The sequence below is a fragment of the Lentimicrobium sp. S6 genome, from assembly GCF_013166635.1.
GTDB lineage: Bacteria > Bacteroidota > Bacteroidia > Bacteroidales > UBA12170 > UBA12170.
Genome location: NZ_JABKBZ010000019.1, coordinates 1 through 18,560, shown reverse-complemented (window position 1 = coordinate 18,560; position 18,560 = coordinate 1). Strand labels below are relative to the sequence as shown.

Sequence of the window (18,560 nt, the reverse complement as noted above, 5' to 3'; positions counted from 1 at the left end):
CAAATAGGCCTAGAAACAATGTGACAGCATGAATATCTTTTTTACCTTCGTGCAGTACATTGTTAACCTTTGTGGTAAAAAATATTTTATGAAAAACAAGATCTTACTCATTACCCTCCTCCTATGGAGCATCCAACCTATGTTTTCCTGCACCGTGATTGCAGTAGGAAAAAAAGCCTCAGCCGATGGGTCTGTTATAGTTTCCCACACCGATGCTGGACCCGATTGTAGAATCCATTTGGTCCCCGGACAAAAGTTTAAAAAAGGAAGCTTTGCTCCTGTATATTGGGGTATGGTGGACTTGGGTCGTGATTTAGGTGATTATGGTGAAGTATTAGGTGAGATCCCTCAGGTAGAGGAGACTAATTCCTATTTCCAAACCGCTTATCCTCAAATGAACTCCTATCAATTAGCTATAGGAGAAAGTACTTTAAGTCAACGAGAAGAGTTAAAGTTAGACAGAACCATTTGCAAGCAAATCATGACCATAGAACAAGCTCAAGCTTTTGCATTACAACGTTGTAAAACTGCAGAAGAAGCACTGGTCTTGATCACTCAATTATTAGAATCTTATGGATTCTTGCCTTCTTGTGTGGAAGAAAGCGAATCATTAGTCATAGCAGATACCGAAGAAATTTGGGTTTTGGAAGTATTTAGTGTAGGCAACAAATGGGATCCCGAAAGTGGAAAACCTGGTTGTATTTGGGCTGCTCAAAGAGTCCCAGACGATCATGCCATGATTATTCCAAACTGGAGTATTATTAAACAAATTCACTTGGAGGATAAAGCCAATTATAGAGCCTCCTCCAATTATATGCAAGAAGCCATTGACCGTGGTTGGTACGATCCAAATTCTGGAAAGGCCTTTATCTGGCAAGAAGCTTATGCTCCTATTCCTCGCGAATGGGCCACTTCTCGTTTCTGGTTATTCTATGCCACATACGCTCCAAACTATGTCGATTGGCCAAATCGTTTCACGGATTCACCTTGGGATGGTGAAAACCAATATACTCAGTGGGTAGAGCCATTGAGCTTATATCCTTTCTCCGTAAAACCAGAAAAAAAAATCTCCGTTCAAGATATTATGGCTTTTCAAAGAAGTACTTTTTCTGGAACCATCTATGATAAAGAAAATGCCTCAGCATGGTATTATCCGAGCGATAGTGGTACTATGGTGAAAAGCCCAATTGCCACACCCTTTCCAACAGAAGAAATGAGAAAAGTACTCAAGATAAACAGAAGAAGAAATGTAGCTAGAGCCCGAGGAGAATACGGCATGATTACCCAGTTAAGGGGATGGTTACCCAATGAGGTAGGCGGTATTTATTGGTTCTATGTGGACAATGCTTTTACTTCCACTTATGTTCCTATTTATTCTGGTGTAACCGATGTGGCAGAATGCTATAAAACTTATGATGCCACTGCTTTCCAAGAAAACTCCTTTCGTTGGGGTGTTGATTTTGTGGATAACCTCCTCTATTTACGTTGGCAAGATGCAGTGAAAACCCTCCACGAAAAACGCGATCCACTAGAAGCGAGTTTCTTTAGTGAACAAGCCGAAATAGATAAAAACGCTCTGGAATTACTCAAGACAAACCATAAAATAGCCCAAGATTACCTCACTCAAATCACCATAGAAAGGATGAACAAAAGCCATCAGCTTTTTAAAGATCTACGCTATGAATTGATTTCAAAGTATACCAATAATAAACAGGGGATTTAAGATAAAGAAGTACTTAAATTACATTAAAGTACTTAGCGTATTTAAAGTGATGGGCATTGAGTTTTCTTGATGAAATATTCTTCGATAGTATTTATTTTTAAAAGGGATGATGGTCATGCATGGGCAATTATCCCTTTTTATTTATAATAAACTTGCTTTATAGAATTAATATGTATTTATAAAGTAAAAAAAAGACTTTGCTTTCATAGCTTATTATTTTTAGCTTTACAGCTTAAACTTATCAAAACCATTTATCTTATGAAAAAGCTATATTTCCTCTTGTTATTTGTTGCTGTTCTCAGTCATTCATTTGCACAATATTCTTCAAAAACAGATGTAAACCCTATACTTCGCACACATTACGATGCAGATGTTAAAAATGCTTGTCTTCAGTGGGTGTTAGAAAGTGATTCCAGTCTTTTTTATAGCTCAGCAGAAATCCCACCACTTGTACTGGATAGTGTTTGGCAAGCCCTTTCAGCGGTGTACTATGAATTTGAAATGCCTGAGAGAGATTCTGTAATTGATATGTATTGTATTCATCAATATCCTAAAAATCATTTGATTAAAGAAATTATCTTAGTTCCTGATTATGATAACCCAAATATCATTAGTTGGCTAAACCACGATCCCGGTTACCCTATATTGGATAGTATATTAACTAAATATGGATTTATATCATATGATAAAGAATCTAGGAATCCGTTTATTCTCTTAAGAACGGAATTAGATATTAATGTTTATTACGTTTTGAAATTGCTAAAATTAGTTGATGGAATTATTTATGCAGATCCTAATATAACTTTTGGAGACGGAAATAGGTTTAGCTATAAATCTTCTGGGACTGATAAGTTTTTATTCTTTGACAAAGCTTGGGGTGATTGTATGTCAGGTTGTTATATTCATCATATCTGGCAATTTAAAATAGACGGAAATTCAAATGTAAGCTATCTAGGAACCTATAAAAATTGGAATGAAAACAATCCAATTGGAGAACCATGGAATTGTAATATAACTGGAATTATGGAAGATGATGAATTAGTATACATGGCTATATCACCAAACCCAGCCCAAGAATATGTTTCTTTTAGCATTCCATTTGAGAACAAAACAGAATATAGAATCTTAAACATTAATGGCCAAATAATAAAAAAAGGATATTTGATTGGGGATGATAATATTTCCGTTTCAGAGCTAAAAAAAGGCATCTACCTTATTCTATTGAATAGTATAAATAATATAAAAACATATAAAATTTCAAAAATATAGATTTGCTCATATGAACACTAATAACAACCTTTAAAATGAAAAAAAACACCCTTTTACTGCTTGTATTATTTGGTTTTAACAACATTTACGCACAGTGGTATAATGAAACCATAAATTTTGAGAGCCCTTCTTCCATGATTTGGATTGACGATAGTCAAGAAAATAATATTTGGCAAATCGGGACTCCTCAGAAAGAATATTTCGACGAGGCCTATTCTGTCCCCTATGCCATTTTAACCGATACGCTTCAAAGTTATGGGGAGAATATCCACTCTTCATTTATTGTTTCTGTAAAAGATTGGTTATGGTTTGAAGGCTCTCCAGCCATTCTCAGTTTTAAACATAAGTTTGATACCGATACATTGTCCGATGGAGGATATATTGATGTTTCTTACGATAACGGTGAAACATGGCTAAGTATTATTCATGATACTACTATGTTTAATTGTGAATGGTCACCAGGATATTATTTTTATTCGGAGAATTTTTATGACGATAATGATACCTTGTTTAATGGTAACGCAGGATTTAGTGGTCGTTCTGATGACTGGGAAACCGCATCATTTGAATGGCTTTATTGCCTAGGGGTAAAAGATTATTATCCAGATTCCTTAATGATTCGATTCAACTTCATTAGTGATGATATAGCGTCCAATAAAGCGGGTTGGATGATTGACGATATCAAATTACAATCCTTTGAATGTAGTTCTGTAAATGAAAAAGAAAACACGATTTCTAGCTCCATCTATCCCAATCCTATAAACAGAAATTCAGTTCTTAAAATTGAAGGATGGCAAGGCAAAAGCTATGATATTGAGATTTTCGATTTGAATGGAAGACTAGTATACTCACAAATGAATAATGCTTCCAGTTTTCCTTTAAATAACATTTCATTTAACCCAGGTATATATTTCTATCAGATTAGCACTGATAATGAAGTGAAACATGCAGGGAAATTTGTGAAATAGTATTTATAAACACATTCCAAAACCATATATTCCAAGCAGTTGACTAATCCCTTTTGCGATCTTTGCATTTACTTTGCGTGAAAAGCATTAGAAATAAAACTTTTGATAAGTTCAATTGAAATATTGTAGCTAAAAAACGATCTCAGGTTTCTACCTTTTTCATAGCTTTACCAAAATTTAAAACGAACAAAACAGAGGAGGTTATCAATGAAGCAATACACTGTAGAAGAGCTTAACGAGATATTAAAAGGAGAATTAGTAGGAAGCACGAGTCATAAAATAGAAGGACCCGAGCAATTGGAAAAGGCCAAAGTAAACCATGTCACCTTTATTGGAAACAGAAAATATGTGAAACTTTGGGAAGCATCTCAAGCCAGTGTTGCTATTGTTAATGATAATTTGAAATTAGAAGCTGGAGAAAATCGCGCTCTTATCAAAGTGAAAAATGCGGATTTGGCCATGGCTAAAATATTAGAAGTTTTCGATCCGGGCCCTCCTCAGCTCGAAGAAGATATTCACCCTTCAGCAGTGGTTCATGAAACAGCAAAAATAGGCCAAGGCTGTAAGATTGGCGCCAATAGCTATGTGGGTAAAAATGTAGTTCTAGGAGATGGTGTAGTTCTTTATCCAAATGTGACCATACTTGACGATACCATCATAGGCCCAGCTACCGTGGTTTGGTCTGGTACTGTAATTCGCGAAAGAACAGAAATTGGAGCCTATTGTATTTTCCATACCAATGTAAGCATTGGTGCCGATGGCTTTGGTTATCGCCCTCGTGAGGATGGTCAAGGACTTCACAAAATCCCTCAAATTGGAAATGTAGTCATAGGAAATGCCGTTGAAATAGGAGCCAACTCCTGTGTAGATAGAGGTAAATTCAGCTCAACCATTATTGGTGACGGTTGTAAAATTGACAACTTGGTGCAGATTGCCCACAATTGTATCATGGGGCGTTCTTGTATTATGGCTGGTAGCAGTGGATTAGCAGGTTCTGTAACTCTTGGCGATGGTGTCATTATTGGAGGTTCGGCAAGCATAAAAGACCATGTTACCATCCATTCTGGCGCAACCGTCGGTGCCGGTTCTGGCGTAATGAATGATGTTCCGGCTGGAGGTACTGTTTTAGGTTACCCTGCCACCGAAGCTCGCGAAATGTTGAAACAATGGGTGGCTTTGAGAAGATTGGCAAAGAGCTAGAATTCAACACATGCTGTTTAGGTATTGCTGGAAATCACTGAAGTATTATATTCACACTCCTATACTGAACAGGACTTTCTATTTCTTCAATTTAATATTATGTTTTTAGGGATATCTATGCCGTTCTTTTTCAAAAATACTTATATACCTTTTGTATGCAACTTAAGCCATTCTATGTCTAGAAAAACATATGATTGGGATAGGAGATATTACTGCTTTATTCTTATCAAGCTTACTGAGAAATTATATTAATAGACCAATCCCGTCCTAAACGAATAAAAAAAGGCTCAGAAAAATTCTGGACTCCTTGTGAACTTAACAACTTTATTGCATAATGCATATAGATTGATTCCTCTATTACATTTTTTTGGCATCGATAAGAAGTATTGTAAATCCTCTTCCACCAAACTATCAGGTTCTAGAACTTTAATATCTTGAACCTAGGATGGAGCAGTTTGTCTTTTAATAGATTGTGTGAAACCACGTATAAATAGAAGAATAGCAAGAGATAGGAGAAGTAGTTTTCGCATTATAAAATTCATTATAAATATATTATATGTATTAACGGGTCAATTTAGCAAAATATTTCTATCTACATCATAAAAGTGCTTTGAAACAAAATAACTCTCTCAAGTAGGAATAAATTTATAAAGATTTGCGCAAAGTAAAAACAGTAATCTCACCTGGGCAATTAAAACGAAGCGGAACTCCAGAAACACCACAACCTTTACTAGTGAAACCTTGCATTTTTCCCATTTTCCAAAAGCCTTTGATAAACTCATCTCCCTCTTTTTGGTGACTGATGAGGGCTTTTCCTCCTGGTAAACAAACTTGTCCACCATGTGTATGTCCACAAAGATATAAATTATAATTATGATCAGCAGCTATATCGGCTAACTCACTCGTATGTACCAATGCCAATTTAAAACCAGGCTTATCACTAAAAGTCTGGAGGGTAGTATCTGTATAATATGAGAATGGATCGTCGGCACCCGAGACAAGAATTTTTTGACCATCTCTTTCCAACTCAATGGTCTCATTCACTAAAAAACTAATTTTCAAATCCTCTTCATATTGGGTCATGAGCCAAGTATCATGGTTACCGAGTATAGCCAATGGAGGAAACTCCTTTTGCAATAATTTAGCAAGCTCCTCTATAGGTTTTAATATTTGAATAAAGCTTCCACTGCTTTCTGAACGATAGTCTCCCGTTAATACAGCCAGATCAAAGTCTACTTGATCTACCACATGTAAAATACTGTGTAATAATTCTGGGGTGGAGTCGATATGTAAATCTGTTAGGTGGAGGATTCTAAAACCATCAAAATTAGAAGGCAGATTAGAGAATTTTAATTTATAATGATTAATTTCTATATTCCTGGCATTCTCATATCCCTTTTTATAATAACCTGAAATTTTTGCACCCCAAACTAAAAAGTTAAGAATTCTTTTAAAATAACTCCAATGACTTTTACTCTTTTTCCCATGCCTTTTGTGTTTAAATTGATCGGTCTCCAAAACGGAACGAGTAGTGGCCCAAAGCAATCGTTTCTCTTGGCTACCAAATGGTTTCTTATATTGATGAGCTTTTTTCATTGATTGATAAAGTTACTCAAAAAAATTAAAAAATACAATTTTCAATAAAACTATTACAGGGTGAACGCATACTTTGTTAAAAAGCTATATTTAGAAGAAAACAGTTTAATCTATAGGTATAATGCTAGCGCGGAAATTTTTTCCGTGCGAAAATATTAACATTAAGGAATGTATTTAAATCACACCAAATCCGCGTAAGCTTTGTTAAAAATAATTAGAAAAATAAAAGTACGTGTTTGCCCTGAAAACTCATAAAGAACTAAGCCTAATTCATATAAATATCCAGCGACAATTTTTAAACCTATGGCTTGCTATTGTATAGAAATTTTAAGAAACAGACAACTAAGTAGCTGGATGAAAGAATGGCGCTTAAAGCCGACATGTAAAATTGATGCGCAAATCTTGATCTGAAATTCAAAGAGTAAATACAAACCAATGACTTATGAAAGCGTGAAGGATTAGAGATTTTGGGATATGAGAAAATAAACTACACATCTTGATAGCCATATTATTTGAATCGATAAAAATCATTCTGACCATAAATACTTTCCTACGGCAACAGTACAAAAGAAGCTATATATCATTTAAAGGCTTTTAAGCTTTAAGGAGAAAAACCATAATATCATCCAAATATCTTGGTTGCTGTTCTACTCTTCAAAACCTGATACATCAATACACCCAACAGAATAAAGATAGTTCCTATTATTTCCTTAAAACTCAAAACTTCATTCACGAAAATAAAGGCGAAAAGTGCAGCAAAAACAGGTTCTAAGGAGAATATCAATGCCACCTTTACTGAACTTTCGTATTTCTGAACCCAAACTGAAACGAAATAACAAAATAAGGTTCCAAAGGCTCCTAAATACATGATGGCCATTAGCGATTCAGAACTCATTATTACTCCTTCAAAACCGCTATGATAAGCCACGAAAAAAGAACCAATGGCGCAAATGACACTCCCAGAAACAAACTGATATGTAATGAGCGATAAGGAATCCGTTGTTTTGACAAAACGGCCTGACAAGATGATATGAAAAGCTAAAGAAAAAGAGGTGATTAAAGTAATGAGGTCGCCTTTATTAAAATGGGTATCGAGGTCGTAGGTGAGTAAGAATAGGCCAATCATAACGATCAGAATAGAAACCACTTCGGGGTTTTTGATTTTTTGTCGATAAATTAAAACTAAGAGAATTGGAACTAAAACAACTGCAATTCCGGTAATAAAAGCGGAATGCCCGCTACTGGTATATTGTAAGCCGATGGTTTGCGAAATATATGTGGTAGTTAATAGCAAGCCTAGAATGGAACCATTTATTATCGCTTTCTTATTCCAAAGACTCTTCCTGTTTTTAAAGAAGACAAACAATAGCATGGGGATACTGGCCATGAGCATTCTTCCCAAAACAATATAAAAAGGATGAACCGATGCTACGGTATCTTTAATAATGAAAAAGGTGGAACCCCATACTATGGCTACAAGAACTAGGAGGAAGTTTTTCATTTATCTACTTTGGTTTTTGGTAGGCAAAGGTATTGTTTTCGGTTGAAAAGATGGAACGGGGGATGATGTTGATTTTATAGATGATCACAGATAAGTTTTCACGCAAAGGAAATGCAAAGGTTTTCGCAAAGTGCGCAAAAGGGCAGCGGCCTATGTAGCACAAACTTCTGACAACACGGATGATACTGGTCTGAGCTAGCGCGTATTTCCGAATCCGGGCGACACATTAAAGACGCAAGCCCTTTTACTCATACTTAATATTCAACCCAAAATGAAGAAGAGTTCATTAAGAAAACACCAAGCTCCAACTTTAAGTAATTTACATACTTTAAATACTATTGAAGCTTTTGTGTACTTTTGCGCTTCTAAACTCAAGAAATGAAAATCCTTCTCAACTGCCTTCCTCCAACCGATATTTATAGTCCTTCTATATCGCTTTCTATTTTGAAAACGATGATGGAGAATCATGGCATAGAAACCGAGGTTAAATATTGGAATTTTTTGTGGTCGGTGATGTCGGAATATACAGATAGCGAAGACACTGAAATCAGACTATTACCTTTTCTATCTTTACTCAACGATAGACAAAGCAATACCGATGGAAATAAAAGAATACTATCTCTGCTTCAAAAATTAGATCCTTCTCATAAAGCCGTCAATCCTCATTATTATCAGGAATTCTTAGAAGATAAAAAGCAAGATATCATCAGTATTATGGAGCAAGAATTGGATAAAATCAATTTTGAGGAGGTCCAGTTATTTGGTATTTCTGCTAAATATAACCAGTGGATTCCAGGGATGATATTGGCCGAAGAAGTAAAAAAGAGAGCCCCACAAGTAAAAATAGTTTTGGGTGGTTTTGGGAGTCAGGATAGCGCTGAGGAGGCCATGAAGCTTTGCCCTTATTTCGATTTCTGTACTTGGGGCGAAGGAGAATATCCCCTTTTGGAACTCAGTCAGGAATTAGATAAAACGAATCCTGATTTTAGTCAGCTTCCGCGCCATTGGTATAGAGAAAGTGATGAACTTAAAAAATCCACCACCAATAAAAGTGATTACTTAGATTTTGAGAACTATATCTTCCCTAATTATTGCGATTTCGTAGCACAGTTTCCGGAGTATGAAAACCAAGATCTCATTAATATTCCTATCAATACCATTCGTGCTTGCCATTGGGGCAAATGTCAATTTTGCGACTTCAACAAAGGCTATAAATTGAGATCTAGAAGTCCAGAATGTGTGGTAAACGAGATAGCAGAAATCTATAAAGAATATGGCTTCACTACCTTCTCTTTTGTGGACAGCGATACCTTCGGAAACAAAGAACACTTTGAGCATTTACTAACCTTACTTATAGAACTCAAATACCAAAAAGAAGAGGATTTTGAGTATTGGGCTGAGATGATTCCCAATGCAGAATTTGATGCTAAACTCATGGAGAAAATGGCTGTGGCTGGCTTCAAAAACTTATTTATAGGATACGATGGTTTGAGTGATACCCTCCTCAAAAAAATGAATAAGAGCAATAGTTTTGCCGATAATATATTCTTTGTGAAAGAATCCATTAAAAACGGTATTTATCCTGTGGTGAATGTGATTAAACATGTGCCCGGAGAAACTGAAGAAGATATTCAAGAATGCATAGGTAATTTACATTACCTCCGATTTTTCTATAATAATAAGCAGGTGGATTTCTCTCATATGTATGTGAATTTGGTATTGTCATCTATGACCAAATATTATGCTTTAATGCCTGAGGAGGAATTAGCCAAATATAATGTGGATAGTTTGGCTTCTATGCTTCCTGTAGATATGTGGAATAGCGAAACTCGTTTCAGATTATTCCGTTTTGAAAAAGATGCACCTGCTAATTTTCAAGAATGGCAAAAATTGGAAGAGATAGAGGAATACTATAAGTCCCAAACCTTCACTTATAAAATGCTTGAAAATAATGGCATCTATTATTATTCGGAGTATTGCGATGGTGAAGAAATTGCTAGCTTGGTTTTTGAAGAAGCTATTTATGCTTTTGTTTTAAAAGCGGCTAGTTATAAGGTTTGTTCTTTGGTGGAATTGTTTGAAGAATTGAAGGAAAATGGTTTTAAAGTTTCCAAACAGAAGATTAAAGCGGTGCTGGAGAATCTTCAGGAATCCTATTTGATTTATGGGAATTCGGATTTTTCTAATGTGGTTTCATTGGTGGAGATTAGGTGAGATTAAGTGGGATTTGAATTGGAATCGTATCTTTTTTTACCATAGGATTAGATTTCAGTTATCGGTCAGCATTTAGAAACTCATCTCAAATAAATGCTCTGGCTGACCAAAAGATAGTGTGACTTGTTAGCATGGGTTGAAACTTATGCTTATTTATATTGAAGTGCTGATGCATCGGATAATGACGATGCTATTAATATCGCTATATTTATATGGCGTATAGCATTATTCCGACCTTCAGGGTTCGCTCTTCTCACAACCACGTATCCACATAAGCACCTGACCTTGGAATGGCACTCCTTAAATCAGGAGTAGATTTATGGAGATGGCTTCGCTATGCTCGCCATGACCATGCTTTCTATGAAACACCTGAGTAGTATTTCCTTTGAAGGAGGGTCATTGCGAGGAAGTATAACGAAGCAATCTTCCATAATAAGAGAAGCATGTTGAATCAACCTTACCATCAAACCCGCGATAATTCGCTAAATCCGTGGTAATCCGTGGATCCTTTTTTTGCGAGTAACGCGAGCATCTATTTAATTCGCGACTATTAGCGGTCCTCTTTTTTTGAACAAATAATACACCTTACTAACCCAGAAACGTTCCTTGAACACAGATTCTTCACATAAAAAAAGGTGGATTTCAGCTCCCTCTATAGGTCACAAAATTCCACCAAAATATATCTGATTATATTGAATTATATTCTTGCTCTTAATGCTACTATAATATTTCTACCTGGCGCTACAATCCCTGAAGAATATGGGCGATAACGTTGGTCCATGATATTCTCCATTCCCAAGTTAACTTGTAAATAAGAATTGACCTGATAGCTCATCTTCAAATTCAAAGTATACCAAGATGGTGAATATGGATTTCCATTATCGTCAGTAGCATACATATAGGTTTTACCATGCTCCTCAGGAGATAAGTTTTCGTAAGAAAGTTCTCCATTATAAATGGCATATACATCGGCTTTAAACTTATGTGCTTTAAAGATAAAATGAGTACTTCCGAATAGTGGAGCCACATGTCTCAAAGGAATACCATCCATATCTTCACCTTTGGTATAAGTGATGACTGATTTAAAGCTCAAATACTTCATTAAATCGGCATAAACACCTAGATTAAACCCATAGACATAAGCCTCGCCATCGTTAACAATAGCTTGAACCTTGCTCAACTCCCCATCATAATATATGGAATCTTGACCAATGAAAGTGAAATCGCGGCGCAGCATGGCATCTTGTAATAAGGTATAAAATGCTGAAGCTTCTATACTCAGCTTATGGTTGATGGTTTTCAAAATACTCACATCGAAACTGTAAGCATATTCCGAATTCAATTGGTCGTTAGGTACAATAACGCTTCCTGGTTCTGAATCAAATACCTTACCTACATCATCAATATTTGGTGCTCTATATCCGGAGGAGGCATTGAAATTAAATTGCCAAGTATCGGTTGGGCGATACACCAAACCCAAACTTCCATTTAAAGCTCCAGTATTGATGGAGATATTATCGAAAGGAAATTGATAGAAAGTGGTATCAAAATCAGCATCCATCATTACGCGACTATATCTTAAACCAGCCACAAAAGTAAATAGCTCGTTTATATTATTCTTATAGTTTACATAGGCTGCATAGGAAGAATAATGGCTTCCATCAGGATAGCGACTGGCATAAGGATTGGTTTCATCAGTATAAATGTTGCGCTCTTGACCTATGGAATTTACTCGATTATAAACCGCTTCTAAACCATAAAACAAGGAAGTTCTTTTACTCAACTGCTTGTCAAAATCCAGATTGGCAGATAGTGCCTTTACTTTCTCTGTACGCTCTCTAATCTCTTCCTTTCCAAACTTACGATCGTGTCTGCTTTCCTCATAGTCTTGATAAGCCATTACCAATTTGGCTTTATCAAAGAAAGGGTTGCTTTTGAAATATTCGATACTCAAATCGTTCATCATCCAAATTTGAGGGCCATAATACCATTCTGCATATTTTAATCTGTCACCACTATATTCTAATAATCTATCATAGCGAGGCACATCAGATACTTTAGAATAATGAAAACCATAATTTATATTCCAATTTTCGTTGGGTTTAAATCTGATTTTTTGCATGACATTAAGCTGATTATAATTGGAAAAGCGCTGAATATTTTCATTTGAGTTCTGAATCACTGAATCTTGTCCATTTATTCGATCCACATATTCGGGTCTCACATACTCCTCGTTACCCTGGCTTCCCATTCTTAAATCGTCGAAATCGCTATAGCTCACGCTGGTGAGAAAGCTCCATTTTTTAAGACCGATATTGAAATCGAAATGACCTGTTTTTTCATGATTTGCAGAGGAATAACGAGTCATAGCATTAACTTTAAATTCTGGCTTATCGTTTTCTGATAAACGAGTTTGTAGAGTATGGAAATCCATGACTCCACCCAAGGCATCGCTACCATAAATAACAGATCCTGGTCCGAAAATCACTTCCATATTTTCAATGCTATTGGCATCGAGAGAAATCACATTTTGTAAATTCCCAGAGCGATAAATGGCATTATTCATTCTCACCCCATCTACTACTATTAAAATACGATTGGTAGAGAATCCTCTAATCATGGGGCTTCCGCCACCCAGCTGGCTTTTCTGTATAAACACCTCTCCTGAAGAACTTAATACATCGGCGGTGGTTTGGGAATTTGAAAATCCGATCTCCTTGGCAGAAATGCTTGTGATTTTATTGGGAACTTCTCGTTTGTCTTGTTCCCACCTGTTTTGCGAGATTACTACCTCGTTTAGTTTTAAAACACTTTCGCTCAATTTTACTATAAATTTGATTTTCTGGAGCTCCTCAAAGCTAATAGTTAAGGTTTCGTAGGAAGTATGTTGAAAGCTAAGGCTCTCATCTTTGTTAAAAGCACTCAAATCTGCTTCTCCCTTGCTATTTGTAATCAGCGTATTGTTCTTATTGAAAACAAAAACATTCTCGATGCCTTGTAAATCGTTCTCATTGATCACTTTTAGAATCTGGCTGTGACCATATAAAACGATGAAATTTATTATGATAATTATTAATATTTTTTTCATTTAATCTATTTAAAAATGATTGGATCAATGTAAAGAAATCATACTTTAATGACTTGGTTTTACAAAATACCATTTCCTTCATTTCTACCTCATCTCACAAGAGGTATAATCGAATACTATATCCAAAACCCATTTGAAACATTGGTGTTTAGAACACAAAATTCTAAACTAATCCTAGAGCCGTTTCGACTAATCGACAAGCTCATTTATGGCACAAATTTATACATATTTGTTTAAGATGCCCAATGAATTAATGCTTTCATTTGTGGATACATAAATGTTGATTTTGGATTATAGGAAGAATATAGAAAGCTCTTTCTGAGGAGGGGGATATTGTAAATCTAAAACTATAGATTGATAGTTTTGAATATATATAGTATTTATTTTTTTAATACGACTATGGCTTTCCAATAACAAGGTATTTCTTTGGAAGAAAAAGAGTTTTGCCATTATATTGAGAAGGTTCTTGGTTTTGTTTTGCTGCTCTGGATGATGAGAAATATAATTTTTGATATGAATGTCCAGATTTTCGAACAGTTTACTTTCCTTAAAATCGTGTATACATGAGTATATGATTTTGTTGTCTTTAATTTGTTTTTCAACTATATCAAACATTTGTCCTTGATATCTGAATTCCTTATTGGGTTTTGTCCAGGCGAGCAAATAACTCTTGCTATTTTCAATGGATATAAGCACCAACTCTTCCTGAGGAACAAAATGTTTTATTAAATACTTCACCTCATCTTTTACCTGAAATTGAACCATATTAAATACGATATAATAACCCACCAAGTTATATAAAAAGACAAATAGGAATAATATGGAGAATGCTTTCTTCAATTTAATATTTGCTAAAATTTGGCTGCAAATATAGATTAAAAAAATATGTACATTGCAATATTAACAAGGGGTTGCAGGATGATTGCAAGAGTATTTCAGGATTCATTTACCTACATTTGAATGAATGGCTGTTTAGGTTGCAGGCTAATACACAAACGAAACAAATGGTACTAACGACATGTTTTCTAATGTCAGAATAAAAAATTATCGCATGTTAAAAATGTATTTTAATTTAGCAGATTAGACATTAAAAAACAAAGCCCATTCAAGAAATGATTTGTACACTCTGCGGTTCCACACTTATACATAAAATAGATACGAACTATTATGATTGTGATATTTGTAAAGCAATACTATTAGACGAAACACACTATTTAAATGCTGATGAGGAGAAAGCAATCTACGAAGCTCACATCAATGATGTAACTGATATTCGATATCAAGACTTTACCTCTCCTATTACTCATTTTATCCTTGAGAATTTCTTAGCAGCACATAAAGGATTAGATTTTGGAAGTGGCACCGGCCCTGTTATCTCGAGCGAACTTATGAAGAAAGGCTATGACATTGTTCAATACGATCCCTTCTTTGCTCCTAAAGAAAACCTGTTAAGTCATAGCTACGATTATATTGCCAGTTGCGAGGTGTTTGAGCATTTTTATCAACCAAAAAAAGAAATAGACCGGCTGGTATCATTACTAAATGAAAATGGAAGCTTACTGATTATGACCATTTTATATCATGAGCAGATTAGCTTTAGAAATTGGAGTTATAGAAAGGACCCCACTCATGTGTTCATCTACAGAAAGGAAACGATAGAATATATTGCAGATGAGTACAAACTTGAAATAGAAGTGATAACTGACCGATTTATTGCTTTGAGAAAGATTGACGGCACCAAATTTTCATAAATATATTGGCAATCAAAAACAGTATATTTGCCCAGAATTTTAATTAAGCATTGTGCAAACACATTTTCAATATTTCTCCACTCCAGTAGACGAGTTTAAACTTCCCAACAAGTTTACATTTCCCTTTTATTATGAACCACATCCTTTGTGTAAACTAGCTGCAAACGAAGTGCAATATTATTTGGAAACACAAAGTGATTTTGAGCATAATTTTGGTATGGATTCTTCTAAAAAAGGAATGGTTATTGGAAAAATGTTTGGAGTCCTAGTGGTCAAAAACCAGAAAAATGAACTTGGATATATAACCGCTGTTTCAGGAAAGTTGGCGGAGAAAAATCAGCATAAAAAATTTGTTCCACCAGTATATGATATGCTGACTAAGGATTCCTATTTTCTACAAGAGGAGGGTATTTTAAATAGGATCAATATAGAATTAGAAAATCTGGAGAAGGGCTCTGAATATCAAAAATTGCTAGCTCAGGTAAAAGCGGAAAAGAAGAAAGCGGCCATTGATATTCAAGAAAAAAAGGAAGCCCTGAAATTTGAAAAAAAAGAGCGGAACTTACGAAGAGTAAAAGCACAATTAGAATTATCAGAAGAAGCATACGCAACTTTTGAAGAGGCTTTGAATAAAGAAAGCTTAGAAGCCAAATATTTTTTCAATAATGTAAATCGTTATTGGGAACACACCTTGAAGGCGCTCCAAGAAAAACTATCGGTTTTCAGCAATCAAATAACTATTTTAAAAGATCAACGCAAAGCAAAATCAGCGGCACTGCAGGATTACTTATTTGAACAATATCAGTTTTTGAATTCAAAAAAAGAAATCAAGAACCTATCGGAATTATTTGTTGAAACTGCTGAGCAAAATATTCCTGCGGGTTCTGGAGAATGTGCTGCTCCAAAATTATTGCAATATGCTTTTTTGAATGAATTAAAACCTATTGCCATGGCTGAATTTTGGTGGGGAAAATCGCCAAGTAAAGAAATACGAAAACATCAGCAATTTTATCCAGCTTGTCAAGGAAAGTGTAAGCCGATTTTAAAGCATATGTTGGATGGAATCGAAATGGATACCAATCCCATGTTAGTAAACCCTGCTATTGGCAAAGAGCTCGAGACCATTTTTGAAGATGAACATTTGATAGTGGTATACAAGCCTGAGGAGTTTTTGTCGGTTCCTGGAATTCACATTCAAGATTCGGTATATACCCGAATTAAGCAGCAAGTAAAAGATGTTTCTGGCCCTATTATCGTTCATCGATTAGATATGTCTACTTCTGGATTATTGGTTTTGGCAAAGAACAAAAAAGCACATAAAGATTTACAAAGTCAATTTATTAGTAAAACCGTAGAAAAAAGGTATACTGCGCTACTAGATGGGATTGTAAATGATGATGCCGGAGTAATAAGCTTACCACTTCGAGGTGATTTAGATGATAGACCCAGGCAACTGGTTTGTTTTGAGCATGGAAAACCAGCAGAAACAAAGTGGGAAGTTATAGAACGGAAAAATGGGAAAACGAAAATTCATTTCTATCCTATTTCTGGACGAACACATCAATTACGAGTTCATGCTTCTCATGTTTTAGGATTGAATATTCCGATTATAGGTGATGATTTATATGGAAAAAAATCTAATCGTTTGTATTTACACGCAGATACATTAGAATTTTCGCATCCCCTCACTAAACAAAAAATGATGTTTCATAAAGAAGCGGGTTTTTAAATAGCTACACTAGTTTATATAAATTATTGAAATCCTTAAATGATTTATACTAAAGAGTTTGTTTGGTGGTCGATAATAAATTGCGAGGGGGTCATGCTGGTTGTCTGCTTAAAAATTCTGTTAAAGCTGGCCTTAGAATTGAATCCTGCATCATAGGCTAAACTGATCAATTTTAGATGCTTATTTTGAGGGTCGATCATCATCTTTTTAACTTCTTCAACCCTAAATTGATTTACAAACTCATAAAAGTTTTTTTGGTGTTTTTGATTAATAATATTTGACAATTGATATCGTTTTACATCTAGATCATCAGCAAGTTCCTGAAGGCTCAGTTCTGGGTTTAAATAGGGTTTTTCTTTTTCAAAATAACTAAGGAGGTTTGTATTTATCTCTTCAATGATAGGATCTTCGAGCTCTTCAACTACATTTTTATTTTTTATTTCAGAAATAACATCATTTACAAATGGCTTCCCTTTACCTTTGACAGGTTTGTGAGGATTACTATTTGAGCCTAGATTGATTTGGTTTACATCAAGTTTGTATATCTCTGGCGATTTTGGTCTAGCCCCCTATTAATCGGACTATTTTAATTTAGGTTCAAATATATGTGTTTTTCATTACTTATTTTCATAATATTGCTTTAGCAAGAAACGACTGAAGGTGACCTTTCTGCCGGTGGTTGTTGAAGTATTTCGGGCCCGTATGCTTCTTTTAGAAAATCATTTGGCTCATCGAGAGCCAAATGATTTAAGCAAGAAACTTCCTTCAGGCTCTCATTATCCGGTATTTGTTGATATGGGATATTGAGTTTGAATTTCTGTTTTTTATTATCCAATTCTATTCTTGTTATTTTTTTCATTTCCCATAACTTCCAAAACATTACTGGACTCAAGTTTGCAATCGAACCATGTAATCTAACATCATTGTATTTTATGTAAAACTGATGTAGTCTATTTTCCAATTCAGTCAGGTTCCAAAAAACTTCCTTGTCTATTGATGATGATAAAATGGAATGAAAACTTTCTATATGTCCGTTTTCCTGTGGAGTATATGGGTGTGTGAATACTTGGTGTAAATAATTTTCTTCAAAGAACGATTGTATTTTTTTTGATGAAAATTGAGGTCCATTATCATTTCTTACTTCTATATGAATGTCTTCCCTCATCTTATCTGCAGGCTGTAAATAATCAATAATAATTTCTTCCCAGGCTTGTTGGACTTGATGTGTTTTCATAGTAAAGCCCACTTGCCAATGAAGCACATACCTTGTGAAGGTATCGATAATAGTGAGAATATAGGCATGACGTCTAGCTTGCGTTACCCAAACATATTTAATGTCCATTTCTAATAACTCCAGTGGCCCTTTTGGTGTAACTATTCTATATTTAGCATAGGTTCTTTCATTCCTTTTTTTTGCTGCTCGTAATAAATCATTCTCTTCCATTAAACGGTAAACTTTTTTGTGGTTGATATAATATCCTAGCATCATTAAAGCAAAATACATCTTCCTATAGCCGTATT

13 protein-coding genes are annotated in these 18,560 nt (G+C 35.1%); 7 read left to right on the top strand and 6 right to left on the bottom strand.

From position 1 onward, the window contains the following. Positions 1 to 88 precede the first annotated feature (88 nt). The 4 genes from HNS40_RS08470 to lpxD all read left to right on the top strand — a co-directional run bounded on the left by HNS40_RS08470 (position 89) and on the right by lpxD (position 5,160). Positions 89 to 1,723, top strand: coding sequence for a dipeptidase (locus HNS40_RS08470; RefSeq protein ID WP_172279672.1), 1,635 nt, complete (start codon positions 89 to 91; stop codon positions 1,721 to 1,723). Between the two features lie 258 nt (positions 1,724 to 1,981). After that, complete coding sequence (locus tag HNS40_RS08465; protein WP_172279671.1) at positions 1,982 to 2,992, top strand: T9SS type A sorting domain-containing protein; 1,011 nt, start codon at positions 1,982 to 1,984, stop codon at positions 2,990 to 2,992. Positions 2,993 to 3,027: 35 nt separating this feature from the next. Beyond that, complete coding sequence (locus HNS40_RS08460) at positions 3,028 to 3,960, top strand: T9SS type A sorting domain-containing protein (RefSeq protein WP_172279670.1); 933 nt, start codon at positions 3,028 to 3,030, stop codon at positions 3,958 to 3,960. 207 nt (positions 3,961 to 4,167) lie between these two features. Then, positions 4,168 to 5,160, top strand: a complete 993-nt coding sequence (gene lpxD, locus HNS40_RS08455; protein ID WP_172279669.1) for a UDP-3-O-(3-hydroxymyristoyl)glucosamine N-acyltransferase — start codon at positions 4,168 to 4,170, stop codon at positions 5,158 to 5,160. Positions 5,161 to 5,805: 645 nt separating this feature from the next. Here lpxD and HNS40_RS08450 read toward each other — a convergent pair. Both HNS40_RS08450 and HNS40_RS08445 read right to left on the bottom strand, forming a co-directional pair. Next, positions 5,806 to 6,756 carry a metallophosphoesterase gene (locus HNS40_RS08450; protein ID WP_172279668.1) on the bottom strand — a complete coding sequence of 317 codons (951 nt, stop codon included), beginning with the start codon at positions 6,754 to 6,756 and terminating at the stop codon, positions 5,806 to 5,808. Between the two features lie 622 nt (positions 6,757 to 7,378). After that, on the bottom strand, positions 7,379 to 8,257 hold the full coding sequence (locus tag HNS40_RS08445; protein WP_172279667.1) for a DMT family transporter: 879 nt from the start codon (positions 8,255 to 8,257) through the stop codon (positions 7,379 to 7,381). 378 nt (positions 8,258 to 8,635) lie between these two features. On the opposite strand from HNS40_RS08445, the gene HNS40_RS08440 reads away from it, so the two are divergent. After that, entirely contained in the window at positions 8,636 to 10,471 is a 1,836-nt protein-coding gene (locus HNS40_RS08440) for a radical SAM protein (protein WP_172279666.1), read from the top strand. 697 nt (positions 10,472 to 11,168) lie between these two features. Here HNS40_RS08440 and HNS40_RS08435 read toward each other — a convergent pair. Together HNS40_RS08435 and HNS40_RS08430 are read right to left on the bottom strand one after the other, a co-directional pair. Next, the gene (locus tag HNS40_RS08435; RefSeq protein ID WP_172279665.1) at positions 11,169 to 13,559 is read right to left on the bottom strand and encodes a TonB-dependent receptor domain-containing protein; all 2,391 of its coding nucleotides are present in this window, start codon (positions 13,557 to 13,559) and stop codon (positions 11,169 to 11,171) included. A gap of 291 nt (positions 13,560 to 13,850) precedes the next feature. Next, positions 13,851 to 14,399 (bottom strand): hypothetical protein, encoded by a 549-nt coding sequence (locus HNS40_RS08430; protein ID WP_172279664.1) that lies wholly within the window; start codon positions 14,397 to 14,399, stop codon positions 13,851 to 13,853. A gap of 272 nt (positions 14,400 to 14,671) precedes the next feature. On the opposite strand from HNS40_RS08430, the gene HNS40_RS08425 reads away from it, so the two are divergent. Both HNS40_RS08425 and HNS40_RS08420 read left to right on the top strand, forming a co-directional pair. Continuing rightward, the gene (locus tag HNS40_RS08425) at positions 14,672 to 15,310 is read left to right on the top strand and encodes a class I SAM-dependent methyltransferase (protein ID WP_172279663.1); all 639 of its coding nucleotides are present in this window, start codon (positions 14,672 to 14,674) and stop codon (positions 15,308 to 15,310) included. A gap of 52 nt (positions 15,311 to 15,362) precedes the next feature. After that, the gene (locus HNS40_RS08420; protein ID WP_172279661.1) at positions 15,363 to 17,039 is read left to right on the top strand and encodes a pseudouridine synthase; all 1,677 of its coding nucleotides are present in this window, start codon (positions 15,363 to 15,365) and stop codon (positions 17,037 to 17,039) included. 44 nt (positions 17,040 to 17,083) lie between these two features. Here the strand turns inward: HNS40_RS08420 and HNS40_RS08415 are convergent, their stop codons facing one another. Next, positions 17,084 to 17,371, bottom strand: a complete 288-nt coding sequence (locus HNS40_RS08415) for an AraC family transcriptional regulator (protein WP_256367530.1) — start codon at positions 17,369 to 17,371, stop codon at positions 17,084 to 17,086. 308 nt (positions 17,372 to 17,679) lie between these two features. Continuing rightward, a partial coding sequence (locus HNS40_RS08410) for a DDE-type integrase/transposase/recombinase (protein ID WP_216664161.1) occupies positions 17,680 to 18,560 on the bottom strand: 881 nt, incomplete at its 5' end.